The organism is Acutalibacter caecimuris (assembly GCF_034335085.1).
Lineage (GTDB): Bacteria > Bacillota > Clostridia > Oscillospirales > Acutalibacteraceae > Acutalibacter > Acutalibacter caecimuris.
The window spans coordinates 37,240-58,892 of the sequence record NZ_JAWXXJ010000020.1 but is presented as its reverse complement, the minus strand read 5'-3'; the positions used below and the strand labels follow the sequence as shown (position 1 = coordinate 58,892).

General features: G+C 60.3%; 15 protein-coding genes. All 15 read left to right on the top strand.

Annotated features, from left to right (window positions below):
• Positions 1–958: 958 nt before the first annotated feature.
• The 15 genes from U8U01_RS12345 (at position 959) to U8U01_RS12275 (ending at position 21,579) form a co-directional block, all read left to right on the top strand.
• Positions 959–2,983, top strand: a complete 2,025-nt coding sequence (locus tag U8U01_RS12345; protein ID WP_322174618.1) for an RNase J family beta-CASP ribonuclease — start codon at positions 959–961, stop codon at positions 2,981–2,983.
• 55 nt (positions 2,984–3,038) lie between these two features.
• A complete protein-coding gene (locus tag U8U01_RS12340; protein ID WP_322174615.1) occupies positions 3,039–5,012 on the top strand; it encodes a DHH family phosphoesterase in 1,974 nt (657 codons plus the stop codon).
• Positions 5,013–5,099: 87 nt separating this feature from the next.
• Entirely contained in the window at positions 5,100–5,546 is a 447-nt protein-coding gene (gene rplI, locus U8U01_RS12335) for a 50S ribosomal protein L9 (RefSeq protein ID WP_322174614.1), read from the top strand.
• Between the two features lie 118 nt (positions 5,547–5,664).
• Complete coding sequence (gene dnaB, locus U8U01_RS12330) at positions 5,665–7,035, top strand: replicative DNA helicase (RefSeq protein WP_322174612.1); 1,371 nt, start codon at positions 5,665–5,667, stop codon at positions 7,033–7,035.
• Positions 7,028–8,476 carry a tRNA lysidine(34) synthetase TilS gene (gene tilS, locus U8U01_RS12325; RefSeq protein ID WP_322174617.1) on the top strand — a complete coding sequence of 483 codons (1,449 nt, stop codon included), beginning with the start codon at positions 7,028–7,030 and terminating at the stop codon, positions 8,474–8,476. Before dnaB ends, tilS begins: the two co-directional genes overlap by 8 nt.
• A 5-nt stretch (positions 8,477–8,481) precedes the next feature.
• On the top strand, positions 8,482–9,036 hold the full coding sequence (gene hpt / locus U8U01_RS12320) for a hypoxanthine phosphoribosyltransferase (RefSeq protein ID WP_322174610.1): 555 nt from the start codon (positions 8,482–8,484) through the stop codon (positions 9,034–9,036).
• A 510-nt stretch (positions 9,037–9,546) separates the two neighbouring features.
• A complete protein-coding gene (gene ftsH / locus U8U01_RS12315; RefSeq protein ID WP_322174608.1) occupies positions 9,547–11,502 on the top strand; it encodes an ATP-dependent zinc metalloprotease FtsH in 1,956 nt (651 codons plus the stop codon).
• Positions 11,503–11,931: 429 nt separating this feature from the next.
• Complete coding sequence (locus U8U01_RS12310) at positions 11,932–13,914, top strand: DNA gyrase/topoisomerase IV subunit B (RefSeq protein ID WP_322174606.1); 1,983 nt, start codon at positions 11,932–11,934, stop codon at positions 13,912–13,914.
• A 23-nt stretch (positions 13,915–13,937) separates the two neighbouring features.
• Positions 13,938–14,219 (top strand): DUF1905 domain-containing protein, encoded by a 282-nt coding sequence (locus tag U8U01_RS12305; protein WP_322174604.1) that lies wholly within the window; start codon positions 13,938–13,940, stop codon positions 14,217–14,219.
• Positions 14,220–14,246: 27 nt separating this feature from the next.
• Positions 14,247–14,612 carry a DUF2200 domain-containing protein gene (locus U8U01_RS12300; RefSeq protein WP_322174602.1) on the top strand — a complete coding sequence of 122 codons (366 nt, stop codon included), beginning with the start codon at positions 14,247–14,249 and terminating at the stop codon, positions 14,610–14,612.
• Positions 14,609–15,145 (top strand): GNAT family N-acetyltransferase, encoded by a 537-nt coding sequence (locus U8U01_RS12295; protein ID WP_322174600.1) that lies wholly within the window; start codon positions 14,609–14,611, stop codon positions 15,143–15,145. The genes U8U01_RS12300 and U8U01_RS12295 overlap by 4 nt, the downstream gene beginning before the upstream one ends.
• 24 nt (positions 15,146–15,169) lie before the next feature.
• Positions 15,170–17,401: a DNA gyrase subunit A gene (locus tag U8U01_RS12290; protein ID WP_322174599.1), complete on the top strand. Its 2,232-nt coding sequence runs from the start codon at positions 15,170–15,172 to the stop codon at positions 17,399–17,401.
• Positions 17,402–17,467: 66 nt separating this feature from the next.
• Positions 17,468–18,601, top strand: coding sequence for a DUF4317 domain-containing protein (locus U8U01_RS12285; RefSeq protein ID WP_322174597.1), 1,134 nt, complete (start codon positions 17,468–17,470; stop codon positions 18,599–18,601).
• Between the two features lie 158 nt (positions 18,602–18,759).
• On the top strand, positions 18,760–20,049 hold the full coding sequence (locus tag U8U01_RS12280) for a glycosyltransferase family 39 protein (RefSeq protein ID WP_322174595.1): 1,290 nt from the start codon (positions 18,760–18,762) through the stop codon (positions 20,047–20,049).
• 66 nt (positions 20,050–20,115) lie between these two features.
• Positions 20,116–21,579 carry a sulfatase gene (locus U8U01_RS12275; RefSeq protein ID WP_322174594.1) on the top strand — a complete coding sequence of 488 codons (1,464 nt, stop codon included), beginning with the start codon at positions 20,116–20,118 and terminating at the stop codon, positions 21,577–21,579.
• Positions 21,580–21,653 lie beyond the last annotated feature (74 nt).

Genomic DNA, 21,653 nt, shown 5'->3' with positions numbered 1-21,653 from the left:
AGCCATCTCCTGCGTCGAAAATCCTCGTAATACGCAAGTATTCCTTGCGGTTTTCTCCTTGAAGCTGACCGCTTCTGGTCAAAAATCCGTCATTTCCTCTATTTTCAAACAAGCCCTAATGATAAGAACACCTTTGCCAATCCCATCTCTTTTTCTTTAATTAAATCAATAAAATAGCATATAACATTAAAAATCTCTGTACACCAAAAAAGCACACGATAGTCCCATTTCAAAACAAAAAATAAAATTCAAATTCTTAACAATGCTATCGAGGATTCTCACGTGAGGAAAAGAAAAAAGTTTCCGTAGCCAAACATAAAAGTTTCGTCGTCTCACCTGCCGGTTCGGTCGGCTCGTGACGGCCGCCACTGGCGGCCCTCGCCCTTTTCAAAGGTGGTGGGGTTCTTAGGGGCAGAAGCCCAAGAGTTGGCTACGCCAACTCTCCGCCGCCGGAGGCAAAAAAGCAGAGAGGCAAAAGGTGCATAAATATACAGCAGGTAAGGGAGAAGTAGGGGATAATGGGGTAAGAGTGGGGTGATACCGGGGAGATAACGGGGGGAGAAGTGGGGAAGAAGCGGGGGGAAGGCGGGGGTAGGCGGATAAAAACACGGGGAAATTGATAAAAATACAGGTTGCAGGTGTGCAGGGGAAGGGAGGAAGAGGTGCCATTCCCCCTTGACAGCGCCCGCGTGATATAGTAAAATGGAGAGTAATATTTATAGGCACCATACGGCAAACGCCGTTTTTTGTTATAGTTTTCGGTATTCAACCGGCCTGCGGGCCGGTTCAAATAGATCGAACAGGCGGGAAAAGCAGGCGCTTTTTCTGTGCGTTTTGCTGAGCGTTTTGGCTGATTGGCAGGCAAATTTCATGCAAAACCCACATTTTTGGCCGATACCGGCCCGCGCAACGCCCCGCCGCCACCAAACCAAATCAAGGAGGAAGATGTGTGACAGCCATGGAAAAGAAGAACAACCGTCCCCGCCGCCAGCCCACCCCCCGCGACGCCCGCCCCCAGGACCAGCCCCTAAGCGGTGCCGCCGATGCCCCCAAAATCGGCAAAATAGCCGGCCCCCGGGCCCCCGGCAACGAGAAGGGTAGCGCCAAGCGTAAACCCTCCCAGTCCCCCAAATCCCAAAAGGCGCAAAAGCCCGGCGGGCGCCAGCAGGGCGCCCGTGGCCAGGGTGGCCGCCGGCAAAGCATGGGCACAGCGCCCATTGCCGCGGCCCAGGTAGCCGCGGCCCAGCGGGCTGCCCAGGGGGCGCAGCCGGCAGGCCAGCAGGCCGCCCCCAAGCGGGGCCGGGGCCGTGCCAGGCGCTCCAATAAGCCCGGAATCAAGGTGTATTTCCTGGGCGGCCTCAATGAAATCGGCAAAAACTTTACCCTATATGAGTGCCAGGACGATATGCTTATCGTAGATTGCGGCCTGGCCTTCCCGGACGACGATATGCCCGGCGTGGATCTGGTCATCCCGGACTTTGCCTTTGTGGAGAAACACCGGGCGAAGATCAAAGGCGTGGTCATCACCCACGGCCACGAGGATCACATTGGCGCGGTGCCCTACCTGCTGAAAAAGCTCAATGTGCCTGTCTACGGCACGGCCCTGACCATTGGGCTGATCGAGAGCAAGCTGAAAGAGCACGGCCTCACCGGCTCGGCCAGGCTGCACGTGACCCCGCCGGGCTCCCGCATCAAAATGGGCTGCATGGAGGTAGAGCTTATCCACGTAAACCACTCCATCGCCGACTCGGTTTCCCTGGCCATCCACAGCCCCGCAGGGGTGCTGGTGCATACCGGGGACTTTAAGATCGACTTTACCCCCGCCGAGGGGAAAATGATTGACCTGGCCCGGTTTGCCCAGTTGGGGCAGGAAGGGGTGCTGGCCCTGCTGGCCGACTCTACCAACGCGGAGAGGCCCGGCTATACCCAGACCGAGCAGCGGGTCAACGACTCCCTGGACGCACTGTTCAACCGGGCCCAGGGCAAGCGCATTATTGTGGCAACCTTCGCCTCCTCCATCAGCCGGGTGCAGATGATCATCAACTGCGCGGTAAAATACGGGCGCAAGGTGGCCCTTTCCGGGCGTAGTATGGTAAATGTAATGGGCATTGCCAGCGAATTGGGGTACCTGGACATTCCCCCTGGGGTGCTGGTAGACCTGAACCTGATCAACCGCTACGAGCCCGGCCAACTGGTGCTGATTACCACCGGCAGCCAGGGCGAGCCCATGTCCGCCCTGACCCGTATGGCGTTCTCTGACCACCGGCAGGTGGCCATTGGGCCAAACGACTTCATTATCCTGTCCGCCCGGCCCATCCCCGGCAACGAAAAGACCGTAGGCGCGGTGGTGGACGAGTTGCTGAAACAGGGCTGCACGGTGATCTATGAATCCATGTACGAGGTGCACGTGTCCGGCCACGCCTGCCAGGAGGAGTTAAAACTCATCCACGCCCTGACAAAGCCCAGGTTCTTTATACCTGTGCACGGCGAGCAGAAACACCTGCAAAAGCACGCAGGGCTGGCCATGGCCATGGGGATGCCCAGGGAGGATATCTATATTGGCGATATCGGCAATGTGCTGGAGATCCATGAGGACCACATGAAACGGCTGGCCGACGTACCTGCGGGCAGTGTGATGGTGGACGGCCTGGGCGTAGGCGATGTGGGCAGCATCGTGCTGCGGGACCGCAAACATCTGGCCGAGGACGGGCTTATTGTGGCGGTGTGTTCGGTAGACGCCAACGACGGCCACGTGGTTGCCGGGCCGGATATTGTTTCCCGCGGGTTTGTGTATGTGCGGGAGTCGGAAGAGTTGATGGTAGAAGCCAGGAAGGTGGTATATAAAACCCTGGAGGAGTGCGCGAACCGCCGGGTGCGGGACTGGAGCGGCATGAAACAGAGCGTGAAGGATGAACTCTCCCGGTTCCTGTACAGGAAGACCCAGCGCAACCCCATGATCCTGCCGATTATTATGGAGATATAGGCCCGGTATAAGGGCTTTTTGACAGAAACGGGCGCTTAATAAGGAGCTGAAGAGGATGCGGAGAAAGAAGGTTTGGGTCACCTCGCCGCTGATGTACCTGATGGCGGCGGCCATGCTGGTAATGGCGGCCGCCAGCTACCCGTACAGCCGGGTAGTGTTCGCGGTGGAGCTTACCGCCGCGGGGCTTTGCTGCCTGGCAGTGGCGGTGTCAGCGGTGCTGTACCGGCAAAACGCCGTGGCGGCCCTGCGGGCAGCGGGCAAGGTGCTGGGCGCCGAGGAAACGGAAGCCCTGCAGGAATTCGCCCTGCCGGTGGCCGTGGTGGCCCCTGCCGGCGACCTGGTGTGGGTAAACAACGCCTTTGCGCAGACCCTGGGGGCCGTGCACCCGGGCCTGGGAGAGAGCATTTTGCGCTATATCTACCCCAAGACCTTCCGGCAGGTTATGGAGGAGAAGGGGGTGGCGGTGTCTTATGGGGGCCGGGAATATACCGTGTACGGCGCCCGCACCGGGCAGGGGTATATTGTGTACTTTGTGGATGACACCTACTTTAAGGCCATCAGCAAGGAATACCGGGAGCGCCGGCCGGTGGTCTGCCTGGCCGTGTTCGACAACCGGGACGAAATGGCCCGGGACGGTGCCGGGGGCGAGGACTCCCGGATTACGGCGGAGGTGGAACAGGCCCTGCGCGGCTGGGTGCTGGAGGAGCTACAGGGCTTTATCCGCAAGCTTTCCAGCGGGCGGTACCTGTTCGTTACAGACGACGCCCATATTGAGGAGGCCAAGCAGAAACGTTTCCAGGTGCTGGACCGTGTGCGGGAAGTGAAAAACAGCCGCAATACCATGAGCGCCACCGTGTCCATCGGCGTGGGCCGGGGGGCGGTGACAGTGGCCGAAAGCGAACGCTGGGCCCGGCAGGCGTTGGAAATGGCCCTGGGCCGGGGCGGCGACCAGGTGGCAGTGACGCAGGGGGGCGATACATACGAGTTCTTCGGCGGGCTGTCAAAAGGGGTGGAAAAGCGGGACAAGGTGCGTACCAGGGTCATCGCGGCTACCCTAAGCGACCATGTGGCGGGCAGCGACCGGGTGTTCGTCATAGGGCACACCAACTCGGACCTGGACAGCGTGGGCTCGGCGGTGGGTATGTGGGCCGCCATCCGCAAGGGCCTGGAAAAGCAGGCGAATATCGTCATCAACCGGGGCAGCACCCTGGCGGGGACGCTGGTGGATATGATCGACGAGAACTACCAGGGCGAGGAGGTATTCATCAGCCCCGGGGAGGCTATGCAGCAGGCTACGGAACGCTCGCTACTGATCGTGGTGGACACCCACTCTACCAACTATGTAGAGAGCCGGGAACTGCTGGAGCGCATCCCCCGGGTGGTGGTTATTGACCACCACAGGATGATGGTGACGCACATTAAAAACGCCCTGATTTTCTACCACGAGCCCTATGCCAGTTCGGCGTCGGAAATGGTGACGGAGTTGGTGCAGTATATCCGCTCCTCTGCCATTGACCGGACGGATGCCCAGGCGCTGCTGGCGGGCATTATGCTGGATACCAAGAACTTTGTGCTAAAAACCGGCGTGCGCACCTTTGAGGCCTCCGCCTACCTGCGGCGGCGGGGGGCGGACACCGTGTCGGTGAAAAAGCTGTTCTCCAACACCCTGGATAGCTACAAGCGCAAGGCCCAGTTGGTTTCCGGCGCGGAGATCTACAAGGGCTGCGCCATTGCCACCTCCAGTTGGGAGCTAGACGATTTGCGGGTGGCCGCTGCCCAGGCCGCCGACGAGCTGCTGTCCATCCAGGGGGTAAAGGCCTCCTTTGTACTGTATAAGATGGGCGGCGATGTGAGTATGTCTGCCCGCAGCCTGGGCGACGTGAACGTGCAACTGATTTTGGAAGAGTTCGGGGGCGGCGGGCACTTTACCATGGCCGGGGCCCAGATCAAAAACGTCAGCCTGGGCGAGGCCAGGCGGATGCTGATACGGGCCCTGGACGTTAAACTGAAGGAAATGACCGTACAGTAGGGGCGCAGGGCCTTCCGGTAAGGGCTTTCAGCCGGGAAGGGATGGGCGCCCAAGGATCAAGAAACATGGACGGAAAGGATGATAGGCATGAAGGTAGTACTGTTGCAGGACGTAAAGTCCATTGGGAAGAAAGGGGAACTGAAAGAGGTTTCCGACGGGTACGGCAGGAACTTTTTGCTGCCCCGCAAGCTGGCCAAAGAGGCCAACGCCCAGGCTATGAACGAACTGAAAAACGCCGAGGCGGCCAAAGAGTACAAGATCAAGACCGAAACCGAGCAGGCCCAGAAGAACGCCGCGGCCATCTCCGGCAAAACGGTGAAAATCTACGCGAAGGCCGGCCAGGGAGGCAAGCTGTTTGGCTCCGTAACGGCCAGGGAACTGGCGGAGGAGATCGGCAAGCAGTTTGGCGTAGAGGTAGACAAGCGCAAGGTGGTACTGGAGAGTGAGATCAAGGCCTACGGCACCTACAGCTTTGACGTAAAGTTCTACAACGGCATCACCGCCACCCTGAGCGTGGCGGTCTGCGAGGCGTAACACCTGTATGCGGGCGCTGCGGCCCGGCAAAAGCCTTTGACCCTTAAACCCCTTTCTGCCGAAAGGGGTTTAAGCTGCCAGAGGCCAAAAATCCATCGCATCGGGAGGAGGAAAACCAGTGGACTATGAGGGGCAGGCCTACCAGGGCGGGCTGCGGGAGCCGTTCAACTTGGAGGCGGAGCAGTCTGTGCTGGGGGCGGTGTTGCTAAAAGCGGAATGCCTGAGCGAGGTAGCGGAGATACTGCCCCGGGCGGATTTCTTCTACGGGGTGGTAAACCAGCAGATATACGGGGCGATGCTGGAGATGTACACCTTTGGCCGGCCGGTAGATTTTGTAACCCTGCTGACCAAGCTGCGGGAGAATCCGGAGTTTGACCAGGAGGCGGGACGGGTGTACCTGGCCCAGTTGGCCCAGTTGGTGCCCTCGCTGGACCATGTGGGCCTGTATGCCGGTATGGTGCGAGACAAGTACAATGTGCGCACCCTGATGCAGGCTGCCCGTAGCATCCTGGAGGAGGCTGGCTCCGGGGAAAGGGACGCGCAGATGCTGCTGGAAACGGCCGAGCAGCGCATCTACGAGATACGGCAGAGCAAGGAAACCGAGGGGTTGGCCTCCATTAAGGATGTGCTGGTAGAAACCTTTGACCGGCTGAACCTGCTGAACTCCCCGGACCGGGACAAGTACCGGGGCATCGCCACGGGCATAGGGCTTTTGGACAGCACCATTACGGGGCTGAACCGCTCTGACCTGATCGTGCTGGCGGCCCGGCCCGGTGTGGGCAAAACCAGCTTTGGGCTGAACATCGCCCGGCACGCGGCCATTACGGGCAAGCGGCGGGTGGCCTTTTTTTCGCTGGAAATGGGCCGGGAGCAGTTGGCAAGCCGCCTGCTTTCTACCGAGGCCTCGGTGGAGGGCACCAAGCTGCGCAGCGGCGATATGGAGGACGCGGAGTGGGCCCGGCTGGTGGAAGCCGGGGATATCCTGAGCCGGGCGGAGCTGTACTTTGACGACGCGCCGGGCATCACCGTAAGCCAGATGAAGGCAAAGCTGCGCAGGCTGAAAGGGGTGGAACTGGTGATCGTGGACTACTTGCAGCTCATGTCCGGGGGGAAGAAGACGGATAACCGGGTCAACGAGATCAGCGACATCACCCGGAACCTGAAGATCATGGCAAAGGAACTGGACGTGCCGGTGATTGCCATGTCCCAGTTGCGCAGGCCGACGGACCGCACGAAGGATCACCGGCCAGGGCTCTCAGAACTGCGGGATTCGGGCTCTATTGAGCAGGACGCGGATATTGTCATTTTCCTCCACCGGGAGGCGTACAACGCCGCCAGCGAGGGCGGGGAAGTGACAGAGGATATGGATGTGAACGCCGCGGAGATCATTGTGGCCAAAAATCGCCATGGGGCCACGGTGGATATCCCCGTACACTGGCAGCCGGAGTTTATGCGGTTTACCGCCCGTGCCTTTGAGCGCAATGGCTGACGGCGGGTGCTGCCGGGTGCTGCCGGGGGCCTGGGAAGAGGGTATACCGGCAAAGGGGCGGCTGGTAGTGGGGTTCTCCGGCGGGGCGGACTCGGTGGCGCTGGCCCATTGGCTGATGGGCAGGGTGGCAAAGGACCGGCTGCTGCTGGCCCACGTCAACCACCAGTTGCGGGGGGAAGAGGCCCTGCGGGACCAGCGCTTTGTCGAGGATTTTGCCAGGGCCTGGGGGCTAGAGATTGCGGTACTACAGGCCGGCGTGGCCACCCTTGCCAGGGAACGGGGCCAAGGCTTGGAGGAATGCGGCCGGGAGGTGCGCTATGGGTTCTTCCACCAGTTGGCAGCAGGGGAAGAGGATAGGGTGTTGACCGCCCACAATGCCGACGACAACGCGGAAACCATTTTGATGCACCTGTGCCGGGGGGCAGGGGGCGGCGGGCTTTGCGGCATACCGCGGCAACGGGGGAAGATCCTCCGGCCCCTGCTGGGGGTAGCCAGGGAGGAGATAGAAACCTACTGCCGGGCCCAGGGGCTGGCGTTTGTCACGGACAGCAGCAACCTGGAGGAGGATTATGCCCGCAACCGGGTGCGCCACCGGGTAATGCCCGTGCTGCGGGAGCTGAACCCCCGCTTTGTACAGGCTGCCGGCCAGGCTGCGGCGCTTTTATCCGCTGACCAGGCGTTTTTGGGGGAGCAGGCAGCGGCGCTGCGCGCGCGGGCCCGGAACCGCTGGGGCCTGGAAACAGCCGTGCTGCTGGCCGCCCACGAGAGCCTGCGGAGCCGGGCCCTCAGGCTTTACCTGGAGGAGGCCGGCTGTAGGCAGTTGGAGAGGAAACATCTGCTGCTGGCGGAGAGCCTGCTGGCAGGCGGCGGGGCGGACCTGCCCGGCGGCGTGGCCGTGCACTGTGCCCAAGGGGTGTTTTGGGCCGGGCCCATGTTGCCGGGGGAGGACTACCAGATGCCTGTAAAGCCCGGCACATTCTATCTGCCCGGAGGGCTGCGTTTGACCCTGCGGCGGCTTTATACCCGGCAAGGGCGGGTGAGGCTGCGGGCTTTCCGGCCCGGCCCGGCAGGGGGGCAGAAGGGCCCGGAACGCCTGGCGGGCAGGGCTTTTCGGAAAAAAATGGAGGCGGAAATAGAAAATCAGGAAAAAATTCAAAATTTGTTATTCAAAAATGCGCTGGACTGTGCTATAATGAACGGAAACTTGATCGTGCGTAACCGCCGCCCAGGGGACCGGTTCGCGCCGGTGGGGCGAAAGCTCTCCAAGCCGCTGAAACAGGTGTTTCAAGAGCTGCGGGTGCCGGCACCTTTGCGGGGGCGCATCCCGCTGCTGGCCTGGAACCGGCAGGTGGTATGGTGTCCGGGGGCCGGGGCCGCCGAGGGTTTTGCGGCGGGGAGGGACGCACAGGCCGTATGGGTTGTGGAAATTGCGGAGGAGTGAGGGAAATGAACGAGGAAAGGACCATGCTGGACGACATTGAAAGGGAGTTATTTACTAAAGAGGAACTGGCCGCCATTGTGTCCCGGATGGGCCGGGAGATCAGTTGGGACTATCGGGGCAAAAACCTGCTGATGGTCAGCGTGCTGAAGGGCTCGGTGGTGTTTATGGCCGACCTAATGCGGGCCATTACCGTGCCGGCGGGCATTGACTTTATGGTGGTGTCCAGCTATGGCAGCGCGGCAAAGTCTTCGGGGGTGGTGAAGATCGTGATGGATCTGAACATCCCCCTGGAGGATTACGACCTGCTGATTGTGGAGGATATTTTGGACAGCGGCAAGACCCTGCACTACCTGTTGGAGGTGTTGCAGGCCAGGAACCCAAAGAGCATCAAGATATGCACATTGTTTGATAAGCCGGAGCGCCGGGAGGCCCCGGTAAACCCCAACTATGTGGGGGCGCGGATACCGGACGCCTTTATTGTAGGCTATGGGCTGGATTACGCGGAAAAGTACCGCAACCTGCCCTTTGTAGGGGTGCTGAAACCGGAAATTTACGAATAAACCGGTGGCATCCGCAAAAAACAGAGATAATCACAGAGATAACCACCGATACTGTTAACGAGAGATAAACACAAGAAAGCAATCCCCCGCTACCGTGCCGCAAGGCAGCGGCAGAAAAAGCCAAGGTAGCGGCAAAAAAGTTTCGTCCACCTTTTCAAAAGTGGCGGGGTGTGGGGCAGGGCCCCACGGCCCAAAAAGCAAGATCAGGCAAAGAAAAAAGCACCCCCGCTACCGGGCCGCAAGGCAGCGGCAGAAAAAGCCAAGGTAGCGGCAAAAAAGTTTCGTCCACCTTTTCAAAGGTGGCGGGGTGTGGGGCAGGGCCCCACGGCCCAAAAAAGCAAGATCAAGCAAAGAAAAAAGCACCCCCCGCTACCGGGCCGCAAGGCAGCGGCGGAAAAAGCCAGGGTAGCGGCAAAAAAGTTTCGTCCACCTTTTCAAAGGTGGCGGGGTGTGGGGCAGAGCCCCACGGCCTTAACGCTGGTTAGGAGAACACATCAGGAGGGCAAATCTTTGGACGGCAACAACGGAAAAAAACTGCGGAACCTACTGCTGTACATCGGGATACCGGTGGTGGTACTGTTTATCATCATCTTCCTGTTCGGCAACCGCGCGCCGCGAGGCGAAACCTACAAGTATTCGGACATTCTCAACTATTTTGAAACCGGGCGGGTGACGGAGTATACCCTAAACCTGGGCACGGGTGAAATGGCCCTGAAACTGGATGACGCGGGGGGGACTACCATTGGTTTTGTGGTGCCCAGCGTGGATCTGTTTTACCGGGACGTTTCCGATGACATTGCGGCCTATAACGAGGCCCACCCGGACAAAAAAATGGTGCAGGATGTGGTGCGGCCTGCGGAAACCAGTTGGCTCATTAGCCTTTTGCCCACGGTGATCCTGTTCGGCGGGCTGATCTTCTTCTGGATTTTTATGATGCGGCACCTGGGCGGCGCCGGGGGCGGCGGCGACAAACAGATGAACTTTGGCAAGGCCAAGATCAAGCAGATCAGCGATGAAAAGCGCAAGACCACCTTTGCCGACGTGGCGGGAGCCGATGAGGAAAAAGAGGAACTGCGGGAGATCGTGGAATTTTTGAAAAACCCTGGCAAGTTCAACTCTTTGGGGGCGCGAATCCCCAAAGGCGTGCTGCTGGTGGGCCCTCCCGGCACAGGTAAAACCCTGCTGGCCAGGGCTGTAGCCGGGGAGGCCGGGGTGCCCTTCTTCTCCATCTCCGGCTCGGACTTTGTGGAGATGTTTGTGGGCGTAGGCGCGTCCCGTGTGCGGGACCTGTTCGACAAGGCCAAAAAGAACCACCCCTGCATTATCTTCATTGACGAGATCGACGCCGTAGGCCGGCAGCGGGGCGCGGGCCTGGGCGGCGGCCATGACGAGCGGGAACAGACCCTGAACCAACTGCTGGTGGAAATGGACGGCTTTGGGGCCAATGAAGGGGTCATTATGATCGCGGCCACCAACCGGCCTGATATTCTGGACCCGGCGCTGATGCGGCCCGGCCGGTTTGACCGGCAGGTGACGGTGGGCCACCCGGACATCAAAGGCCGGGAAGAGATCCTGCGGGTACACGCGAAGGGCAAGCCCTTGGCCCCGGACGTGGTGCTCTCCACCATTGCCAAGTCAACCGCGGGCTTTACCGGGGCTGATTTGGAGAACCTGCTCAACGAGGCGGCCTTGCTGGCGGCACGGAAAAGCCTAAAGGCCATCACGATGCGGGAAATCGAGGAGGCCACCATTAAGGTGGTGGTGGGCACCGAGAAGAAGAGCCGGGTGATGAGCGAGAAGGAAAAGAAACTGACAGCCTACCACGAGGCAGGCCACGCCATTGCCTCCTATTATTGCAAGACCCAGGACCCGGTACACCAAATTTCCATTATCCCCCGGGGTATGGCGGGCGGCTATACCATGCACCTGCCCACCGAGGACCGCTCCTACCGGAGCCGGGAGGAGATGCGGGAGGAGTTGGTGGTGCTGCTGGGCGGCCGGGTGGCCGAGGCGCTGGTGCTGGATGATATCTCCACCGGGGCCAGCAGCGACATTGAGCGGGCTACCAAGATCGCCCGGGCGATGGTCACGAAATACGGTATGAGCGAAAAGCTGGGGCCCATCACCTACGGCTCCGATGGCTCCAACCCCTTCCTGGGCAAAGAGATGGGGCATATTAGCAACTACTCGGAGCAGACGGCCTCGGAGATCGACGGGGAGATACAGAAGATCATCTCCACTGCCTACAGCCTGACCGAGCAGATTTTGAAGGACCATATGGAGGAATTGCACCGGCTGGCCGGGGTGCTGTTCGAGAAGGAAAAGCTGGACGACAAGGAATTCCAGTTGGTGATGGACGGCACGCTGCTGCCGGGTGCGGCGGAGATGCCCGCGCTGGAAACCGGGGAGGAACCTGCCCCGGCTGTAAAGCCCCCTGTGGGGAGCGGGCCGGAACAGTCAGAATAAAACCAGAAGGGGCCTGCCGCTCTACGCGACAGGGCCTTTCTTTGCGCCTTTGGCAAACAGGGCCGCGGCCCTGTGACGAAGTGTCCGCTGTGCCCCCATAAGCCGGGTGATTTTCCGTTTTTTCCAGGTTTTGGCCCTGCGGGGCTTGCAGATCAACCGGAGAATGAGATAAAATAAAGGGGCGCCCATTTGTGGCCCCGGCTGCCCATAACCCCTGCAATGGCATAAGGCAACCGATGGATAAATAGCAAGGAAAACCTATATATACCTGCCGGCCAAGCCAAAAGCCTGACCCAAACAAAAGGGCACGGCAGATGACGCCATACAAGTTTTGAAAGATTCTTAAGGGGCTTTTTCAAGAGAGAAGTTCCCTCGGCTGCGCCTATGGTGAGGCCGTTACTGGAAACGACCTGTAAGGAGGAGATAACCATGCCCAAAAAGCCGGCATATGACAACGAAAGTATCCAAAGCCTAAAGGGGGCGGACCGGGTACGGCTGCGCCCGGCGGTGATCTTTGGATCGGACGGGATAGACGGGTGCCAGCATTCGGTATTTGAGATATTGTCCAACGCCATAGACGAGGCGCGGCAGGGCTACGGGAAGGAAATTAGCCTGACGCGGTTTTTGGACGGCTCGGTGCAGGTGGAGGACCACGGCCGGGGCTGCCCGGTAGACTACAACCAGAAGGAGCAGCGTTTCAACTGGGAGCTGGTGTTCTGCGAACTGTACGCCGGGGGCAAGTACAACAATGATGCGGGGGAGAATTACGAGTACTCCCTGGGGTTAAACGGGCTGGGCCTGTGCTCTACTCAGTATGCCGCGGCGTACATGGACGTGGACGTGCGCCGGGACGGCTACCGGTATACCCTGCACTTTGAGCATGGGGAAAACATCGGCGGGCTGCATAAGGAGCCCTACAAGAAAAAGGACACAGGCTCCATCATCCGCTGGAAACCGGATTTGCAGGTGTTTACAGACATTGACATCCAGCCGGCATACTACCTGGATGTGATCAAGCGCCAGGCCGTGGTAAACGCGGGGGTGACCTTCCACTTCCTTAACGAAACGGCGCCGGGGGTGTTCGAGCCCACGGATTTCTGCTATGAGAACGGCATTTTAGACCATGCACGGGAACTTTGCGGGGAGGATAGCCTGACGGCCGTGCAGCTTTGGCAGAGCGAGAAACGGGTGCGTGACCGGGCGGATATGCCGGAGTATAACACCAAAATCAATGTGGCTGCGGCCTTTTCCAACCGGGTGCACGTGGCGGAGTATTACCATAACTCCAGTTGGCTGGAGCATGGCGGCGCCCCGGATAAGGCCGTGCGCAGCGCCTTTGTGGGGCAGATAGACGCCTGGCTGAAACAGAATAGCAAGTATACCAAGGGGGAGGCAAAAATCACCTTTCAGGATGTGGAAGACTGCCTGGTAATCGTGATCTCCTCCTTCTCCACCCAGACCTCCTACGAGAACCAGACCAAAAAGGCTATCACCAACAAGGGCATACAGGAGGCCATGACGGAGATGCTGCGCCACAGCCTGGAGGTCTACTTTATTGAGAACCCATTGGACGCGGAGAAGATCGCCGGGCAGGTGCTCATCAACAAAAGGAGCCGGGAGGACGCGGAGAAGACCCGGCTGAACCTGAAAACCAAGCTGACCGGCAAGCTGGATATGGCCAACCGGGTGCAGAAGTTTGTGGACTGCCGCAGCAAGGACGTGAACGAGCGGGAACTCTTTATTGTGGAGGGCGACTCGGCTTTGGGGTCGGTCAAGCAGGCACGGGACAGCAACTTCCAGGCAGTAATGCCTATACGGGGCAAGATCCTGAACTGCCTGAAGGCGGACTATGACCGCATCTTCAAGAGCGAGATCATCACCGACCTCATCCGGGTGCTGGGCTGCGGGGTGCAGGTAAAAACCAAGGCCAACAAGAACCTGGGCGTGTTCGACATCAACAACCTGCGGTGGAGCAAAGTCATCCTCTGTACGGACGCGGATGTGGACGGTTTCCAGATCCGGGTGCTGCTGCTGACCATGATCTACCGGCTGGCCCCGGCGCTGATTGAGGCGGGGAAGGTGTATATTGCGGAGAGCCCCCTGTACGAGATCACCGGCAAGGACGAAACCTACTTTGCCTATAACGAGCAGGAAAAAGCGGAGTTTTTGAAAAAGCTGGAGGGGAAGAAGTACACCATCCAGCGCAGCAAAGGGCTGGGAGAAAACGAGCCGGACATGATGAGCCTGACCACCATGAACCCCAAGACCCGGCGGCTGATCAAGGTGAACCCCGGCGACGTGGAGGACGCGGCCCGGATGTTCGAAATTTTGCAAGGGGACGACCTGGCCGGGCGCAAGGAGTACATTGCCGCGCACGGGGCGGAGTATACGGAAGAGTTGGATGTAAGCTGAGGGCAGCCGGAAAGGGGAGCGCTATGGGGAAACGTTTTGCGTACGAGGAAACCCTACACGAACTGCCGGAGAAGGGCGGGGCATATGTGGCCTTCCCCTGGAATATCCGGGAGGTTTTCGGCAAAGGCCGGGTAAAGGTGCACGCCACATTTGACGGCGAACCCTATGACGGCAGCATCGTCAACATGGGCCTTCGCGGCCCCGACGGGGAGATCTGCTATATCATCGGGGTGCGCAAGGCCATCCGCCAAAAGCTGGGCAAAAAAGACGGCGACCGGCTCCGTGTGGTGATTGAGGAGCGGTAGGGGCCGTGGGGCAGAAGGAGGGGCAGAATGGACAAGGAAAAAGTATTTGCCATGAAACTGGGGAAGGTGTACCCCCTGCTGGTACAAAAGGCGGAACGCAAAGGCTGCACCAGGGCAGAGGTAGATACGGTCATCTGCTGGCTGACAGGGTATAGCCAGGCGGGGCTGGAAGAGCAGTTGGCAAAGGACGTGGCATACGGCGCCTTTTTGGCAGGGGCCCCGGCCTGGAACCCCAACGCGGGGCTGATTACCGGCACCGTGTGCGGCGTGCGGGTAGAGAGCATCGGCGACCCGCTGATGCGGAAGATACGCTGCCTGGACAAGCTGGTGGACGAACTGGCAAAGGGGCGGGCGATGGAGAAGATCTTACGTAGCGGGGAGGCAGCCCAATGAACCGTACTGTTTCGGGCGGGCTTATGGTACGCCCTATGGAATATCCTGACGTAGGTGCCCTGGCCCGGAGCGAGCGGGAGCAGGGCTGGTCCGGCTCAGAGGAAAAGTTGCAAAGCCGGTGGGCCGATTTGCAGGCCGGTAAGGCTGTGGGCTTTGTGGCCGAGTATGCGGGCGGTCCGGCCGGGTATATTTTTGTGTATCCAGAAGGACTGGGCGGGCCTTTCGGCGGCAGGGGAATCCCGGAAATCGTGGACTTCAATGTGCTGGTGAAGTACCGGCGCAGGGGCATTGGCACAGCCCTGATGGACGCGGCGGAGGAAACTGCCGCAGGCTATGGGGACAGCGTGTACCTGGCCGTGGGCCTGCACAGCGGTTACGGCAGCGCCCAGCGGATGTACGTGAAACGGGGCTATGTGCCCGATGGCTCTGGGGTATGGTATGGAGAGGCTGTCTGCCCGGCCTATGGCCCATGCAGGAACGACGACGATTTGGTGCTGCATTTTTTGAAGAGGCTGGGCGGGGCGCGGCCTTAGTTCGTGAAAGGAAAGGGTGAGAATATGCCAAGAAAAGAGAGAAAGGCCCCCAAAAGCACGGGCAAGGTGCACGGCTACATTGCCGGGGCGGGGGAGATCGTAGAGCAGGACGTGGGGGACACCCTGCGGCAGAACTATATGCCCTACGCCATGAGCGTGATTTTAAGCCGGGCCCTGCCGGAGATCGACGGGCTCAAGCCCTCCCAGCGCAAGCTGCTGTACACCATGTACAAAATGGGGCTTTTGGGGGAGGGGCGGAAGAAATCGGCCACCATCGTGGGCGAGGTCATGAAACTGAACCCCCACGGGGATGGGCCCATCTACGACACCATGGTGCGGCTGAGCCGGGGGTATGACGCCCTTTTGCACCCCTATGTGGACAGCAAAGGGAACTTCGGCAAGGCGTACTCACGGGACATGGCCTGGGCCGCGCCCCGGTATACAGAGGCCAGGCTGGACGGGATCTGCCGGGAACTGTTCCGGGATATTGACCGGGACACCGTGGACTTTGTGGACAATTATGACAACACCATGAAGGAGCCCACCTTACTGCCCGGCACCTTCCCGGCCATTTTGACCAATGTAAGTACAGGCATTGCCGTGGGTATGGCCTGCAATATCTGCTCCTTTAACCTGGCGGAGGTCTGCCGCACGGCCATTGCCCTGATGCGCGACCCCCAGGCAGACCTGTTCCACACCCTGCAAGCCCCGGACTTTCCGGGCGGGGGGCAGTTGATCTTTGACCGGGCGCAGATGGGGAAAATCTACGAAACCGGCCGGGGGAGTTTCCGGGTGCGCAGCAAGTGGAGCTACGACAAAGCCGCCAACTGCATCGATGTGACCCAGATCCCCCCCTCCACCACGGTCGAGGTGATTGTGGAGAAGATCGTGGACCTGGCCAAAACCAACAAGCTGCGGGAGGTAGCGGACGTCCGGGACGAAACCGACCTGGAGGGCCTGAAAATCACCATTGACCTGAAACGGGGGGTGGACCCGGACAAGCTGATGCAAAAACTGTTTAAGCAGACCACTTTGGAGGACAGCTTTGCCTGTAACTTCAACGTGCTGGTAGGGGGCGTGCCCCGGGTGCTGGGGGTGCGCCAGTTGCTAGAGGAGTGGACGGCCTTCCGAATGGAATGCGTGCGCCGCCGCACCTTTTTCGACCTGCGGAAAAAGAAGGAAAAACTTCACTTGCTGCGGGGCTTGCAGGCTATCCTGCTGGACATCGACAAGGCCATACGCATTGTGCGGGAAACCGAAGAAGAGGCCGAGGTGGTGCCCAACCTGATGATCGGCTTTGGCATTGACGAAACCCAGGCCGAGTATGTGGCGGAAATCCGCCTGCGCCAGTTGAACCGGGAGTACATCCTTAAGCGCACAGAGGAAACCGGGCAACTGGAAGAGGACATTGCCGGGTTGGAAGAGGTGCTGGGCTCCAAGGCGAAGATCCAGGCGATTATCATCAAAGAACTGGAGGCCGTGGTAAAAGCCTACGGGAAACCCCGGCGCACCATCCTCCTGTACGCCGACGAGGTGGAGGAAACCGTGGAGGTGGAAGAGGTACCGGATTACCCGGTGCACCTGTTCTTTACCAGGGAGGGCTACTTTAAAAAGATCACCCCCCAGTCCCTGCGCATGAGCGGCGAGCACAAGCTAAAGGAAGGGGACCAGATCGCCCAGGCGCTGGAGGGCCAGAACAACGGGGAACTGCTGTTCTTCTCGGACAAGTGCCAGGTCTACAAGGCACGGGGCGCGGACTTTGATGACGGCAAGACCAGCCTGCTGGGGGATTATATCCCGGCAAAGATGCAGATGGAGGAGGGGGAGCGGGCCATCTATATGGCGGCTACCGTGGATTTTTCCGGCTATATGCTGTTTATCTTTGAGAACGGCAAGGCGGCAAAGGTGGAGCTCTCCGCATACCAGACCAAGACAAACCGGCGCAAGCTGCTCAGCGCCTACAGCGATAAATCGCCGGTAGCGGCGGTTTTGCAACTGGCGGAGGACTGCGAAGTGCTGCTGACAGCCAGTTCCGGGCGGATGCTGCTGTTCCATACCGGGCTGGTGGGGGCAAAGTCCACCAAAAACACCCAAGGGGTGCAGGCCATGAACCTGAAAAAAGGGCAGCGGGTTATGGGCGCGGTGGCCTATGCGGAAGGGATGCTGCAAAACCCGGCAAGGTACCGGAAAAAGCTGCCGGCACTGGGAGCCCTGCCCGATGCGGAAGAGGCCGGGGAGCAGATACAGTTGATGTAAGGGGGTGGCGCGAGCGCCGCCCCATGACCGGCAGAACGAACAATCAACCCAAAGGAGAGGACCAGCATGAACGAGAAGGAGATCGCGGAGATCCGCCGGCGGTTCCAGCCGGAAAAATCCAATATCACGGCCATAAACGGCTGCTATGTAAATGCCCAGGGGGAGATCATCTCCCGGTTCGCCCAGTCCCTGGCCGCGGCGCCCCAGGAGGAAACCGAGAGCATTTTGGCTGTGCTGAAACGGGCGCTCTCCGGCACCCTGGGCAAACAGCTCAATGACATTATCTTTGAAACCAGCCAGGTGGCGGACAGCGACGAGCACCGGATGCTTATGGCCCTGCGGGACAGCGCCCTGAAGGACGAGGGGGTGGTGCAGGCCTTTTACCAGCGGGTGATCGAAAGCCTGGAGATGGAGGGGCCCTACCTGATTTTGCTGGCCAGCGACAAGTACGACGTGCCCTACCGGTCCAAAGACGGCGCCCCGAACCCGGACGGCTCCAGCGAGGTGTATTCCTACATCCTGTGCGGCATATGCCCGGTAAAGGAAACCAAGCCCGCCCTGCGTTACGACGTGCCGGACAGCGTGATCTGTAACCGGGACATGGACTGGCTGATTGCCCCGCCGGAGCTGGGGTTCCTGTTCCCGGCCTTTGACGACCGGTGCGCCAACCTGTACAGCGCACTGTATTATACCAAAAAGACCGGGGAGAACCACCCGGAATTTGTGGAGGGGCTGTTTTGTACCGAGCCGCCCATGCCGGCTGATTTGCAGCAGGAAACCTTCCGGGAGATTCTGACAGACGCCCTGGGGGAGGCCTGTAGCTTTGAGGTCGTGCAGGAGGTACAGGGCCGGCTGGGCGAGATCGTCGAGGAGCACAAGGCCAGCAAAAGCCCGGAGCCCCTGGCCGTCAGCCGGAACACCATGCGCAAGGTGCTGGACGCCTGCGGCGTGGAAGAGGAGAAGGCCCAGGCCTTTGAAGAGAAATATGAAGAAGCTTTTGGCGGCGGGGCCGTGAACCCCCGGAACCTGGTGGACACCAAAAGCTTTGTGGTAAAGACCCCCAGCGTGACCATCAAGGCCGAGCCGGCGTGTGGCGACCTGGTGGAAACCAGGGTCATAGATGGGCGCAAGTACATACTCGTGCGCGTGGACGGCGACGTGGAGTTCAACGGGGTCACGGTGCAGTTTGAGGAGCCGTGAGCGCCCTGTTTTCGGCCCACTGCGGGCTTATTCCTGTGGGCCGGGGCTGATTTGCGATTGCGTGTGGGCCGGGGCTGTGGTATAATGGGTACAACTTGTTACGCCCGGCAGGTAGACCGGGCCTGTGCGGGGACAATAAACATCTTGGGGGTGATGGCTTGCATCTGATCCTGGCGGTACCGGTTTTGGGGCTGATGGGCCTGGTGGCGGTGCGCTGCCTGATGGCCTGGGGCGTGCCGTCCCCTTTGCCTGCGGCCTTTTTTGCCGGAAAAGCACCTACACCGCCGGGGGCCTATACGCCCTCCCGGCGGGAACTGTGGAAGGTGTTCGGCCTGGCTATGGGCATACGGTTGGCCCTGCTGGGGGTGGTAGCCCTCTGCCTGGCAATGACAGCCAACCAGGGGCTGTCCCGGCCGTCCATAGAGGGCAGCTTTCAGCTTTGGGATGCCAGGCACTACATCGCCCTGATAGAGAAAGGGTATGGGGGCTATCAGGAGGACGGGAAACATATCTTTCTGGTGTTTTTCCCGCTGTATGTGTGGGTAACACGGCTGGTGCGGCTGGTGGTACCCAGCACCATAGGGGCCGGGGTACTGGTTTCGGTACTCAGCTACGGCTGGGGTTGCTGCTGGGTATACCGGCTGGCCGGGCTGGTGTTTGGCAGGCGGATAGCCTGGGACACGGTGCTGTTTTTGTCGGTATTCCCTTTTTCCCTGTTTTTCGGCGCCGTGATGACAGAGGGGCTGTTTTTGCTGACCACCTCGGCGGCCTGTTACTTCGCCCTGCGGCGCCGGTGGCTGGCCTACGGCATATGGGGGGTCCTGGCGGCCATGACCCGTATGACCGGGCTGCTGGTGATTGTGCCAGCCTTTATCGAACTGGGAAGGGCCGTCCGCCTGCTGCAAAGGCCGGCGCGCAGGCCCATAGGGCGCTGGCTGCTGCCCGCCCTGGGAAAGCTGCCCCTGCTGTTGCTGCCCTTGCTGGGAACAGGCGTGTACCTGCTGCTAAACTGGCGGATAGACGGCGACCCGCTGGCCTTTGTGGTACACCAGCGCCATTGGCACCAGGGCGGTATGCCGGTCCCGCAGGTGTTGGCCTACCTGTGGCACTACCTGAGGATGTACTTCCGCCAACCCATCGGGTGGAGCGTCTGGCTGCCGGAACTGGTGCTGTTTGTGGTATGCTTTGGGGTGCTGGCCCTGGCCTGCCGCCATAGGGCGGTGCCGGCCAGCCTGCTGGGGTATGGGCTGCTGTACCTGCTGGCCAATTACTCGCTCTCCTGGCTGCTAAGCGGCGGGCGGTACTTAAGCTGCGGGGTGCCGCTGTTTATGCTGGAGGCCTATTTGGTAAAGGATAAGCCGGTGCTGCGGGAATACCTGCTGGTAGCCCAGGCGATGCTGCTGGGGGCATACCTGTTTGCGTACATAAACCATGCGCCCGTCATGTGACCAAAAACCCGGCCCCTTATTTCTGCCGCCCGATACAAAACAAAATATTTGTAGGAGGTTTCCACTATGCGCGTCATCCTGTTCGACATTGACACCCTTCGCCCCGACCACCTGGGGTGCTATGGCTATGCCCGGCCCACATCCCCCGCGATAGACGCCATTGCGGAGGACGGCGTCCGGTTCTCCCACTACTATTGCCCCAACGCCCCCTGCCTGCCCTCCCGGGCCTCCCTGATCACCGGCCGCTACGGCATCCGCAACGGGGTGCTGGGCCACGGCGGTACCGCCGCCGACTTGCGCCTACAGGGCGAGTCCCGGCATTTCCGGGATGACTGCAGCGAAAACGGCCTGTTTATGCAGTTCCGCCGGGCCGGTATGCACACGGTTTCCTTCTCCACCTTTGCCGAGCGCCACTCCTCCTGGTGGTTCAATGCCGGGTTTAACGAGTGTTTCAACGTAGGCAAATGCGGCAACGAGTCTGCCGAGGAGATCACCCCCCATGTGCTGGATTGGCTCCGCCGCAAGGGGCGGGAGGACGATTGGTTCCTCCACGTCCACTACTGGGACCCCCACACCCCCTACCGCGCCCCCCAGGATTTTGGCAACCCCTTTGCGGATATGCCCCTGGCAGACGATTGGATCGATCAAGAGATATTCGGCCAACACCTGCTCCATGTGGGGCCCCACGGGGCAAATGAGATCAATATGTGGGACGACACCCAGTTCCCCCAGTTCCCCCGGCATCCCGGCTCCCTGAAAAATCTGGACGATGTAAAGGCTATGATAGACAGCTACGACTGCGGCGTACGCTGGACGGACGACAACATCGCCCAAATCATGGCCCTGGTGAAGGAGATGGGGCTTTATGACGGCCTGGCGGTGATTGTCACCTCCGACCACGGCGAGAACATAGGCGAGCTGGGCCTTTACGGCGAGCACGCCACCGCCGACGAGCCCACCTGCCATATCCCCATGATCATCAAGTGGCCGGGCGGCCAAAAGGGCGTGGTGGCGGAAGGGTTCCACGACAATGTGGACCTGGCCCCCACCGTGCAGGAACTGCTGGGCACGGCGTTCCAGGGCGGCTACGACTACGACGGCTGCTCCTATGCCCAAACCCTGCTGGCCGGCCGGGATTGCGGCAAGGGCCATGTGGTGCTGAGCCAGTGCGCCCATGTATGCCAGCGCGCGGTGCGGTTTGACGATTACCTGTACCTGCGCACGGTGCATGGGGGCTACCATCTGTTCCCCCAAGAGATGCTGTTCAACGTGAAGGAGGACCCCCACCAGCTCCACAATCTGGCGGCAGAGCAGCCCGGCCTGTGCGATAAGGGTGCCCGGCTGATTTTGAACTGGACAGAGGACATGATGAAAAAGTCTGCCTATGGCACCGACCCCATGTGGACGGTCATGCGTGAGGGCGGCCCGGAGCACGCGCGGGGGATGCTGGAGCGCTACATCCACCGGCTGGAGGGCACGCCCCGCGCAGCGCAGATCCCCCTGCTGCGGGAGATGTACCCGGAGGTCTAGGCGCGGGTTTTCGTGGCCTTCCGGGGGCAGGCAGGGTTCACCCCCACACCGCCGGCCTCCTCTCCCCCAAAGAA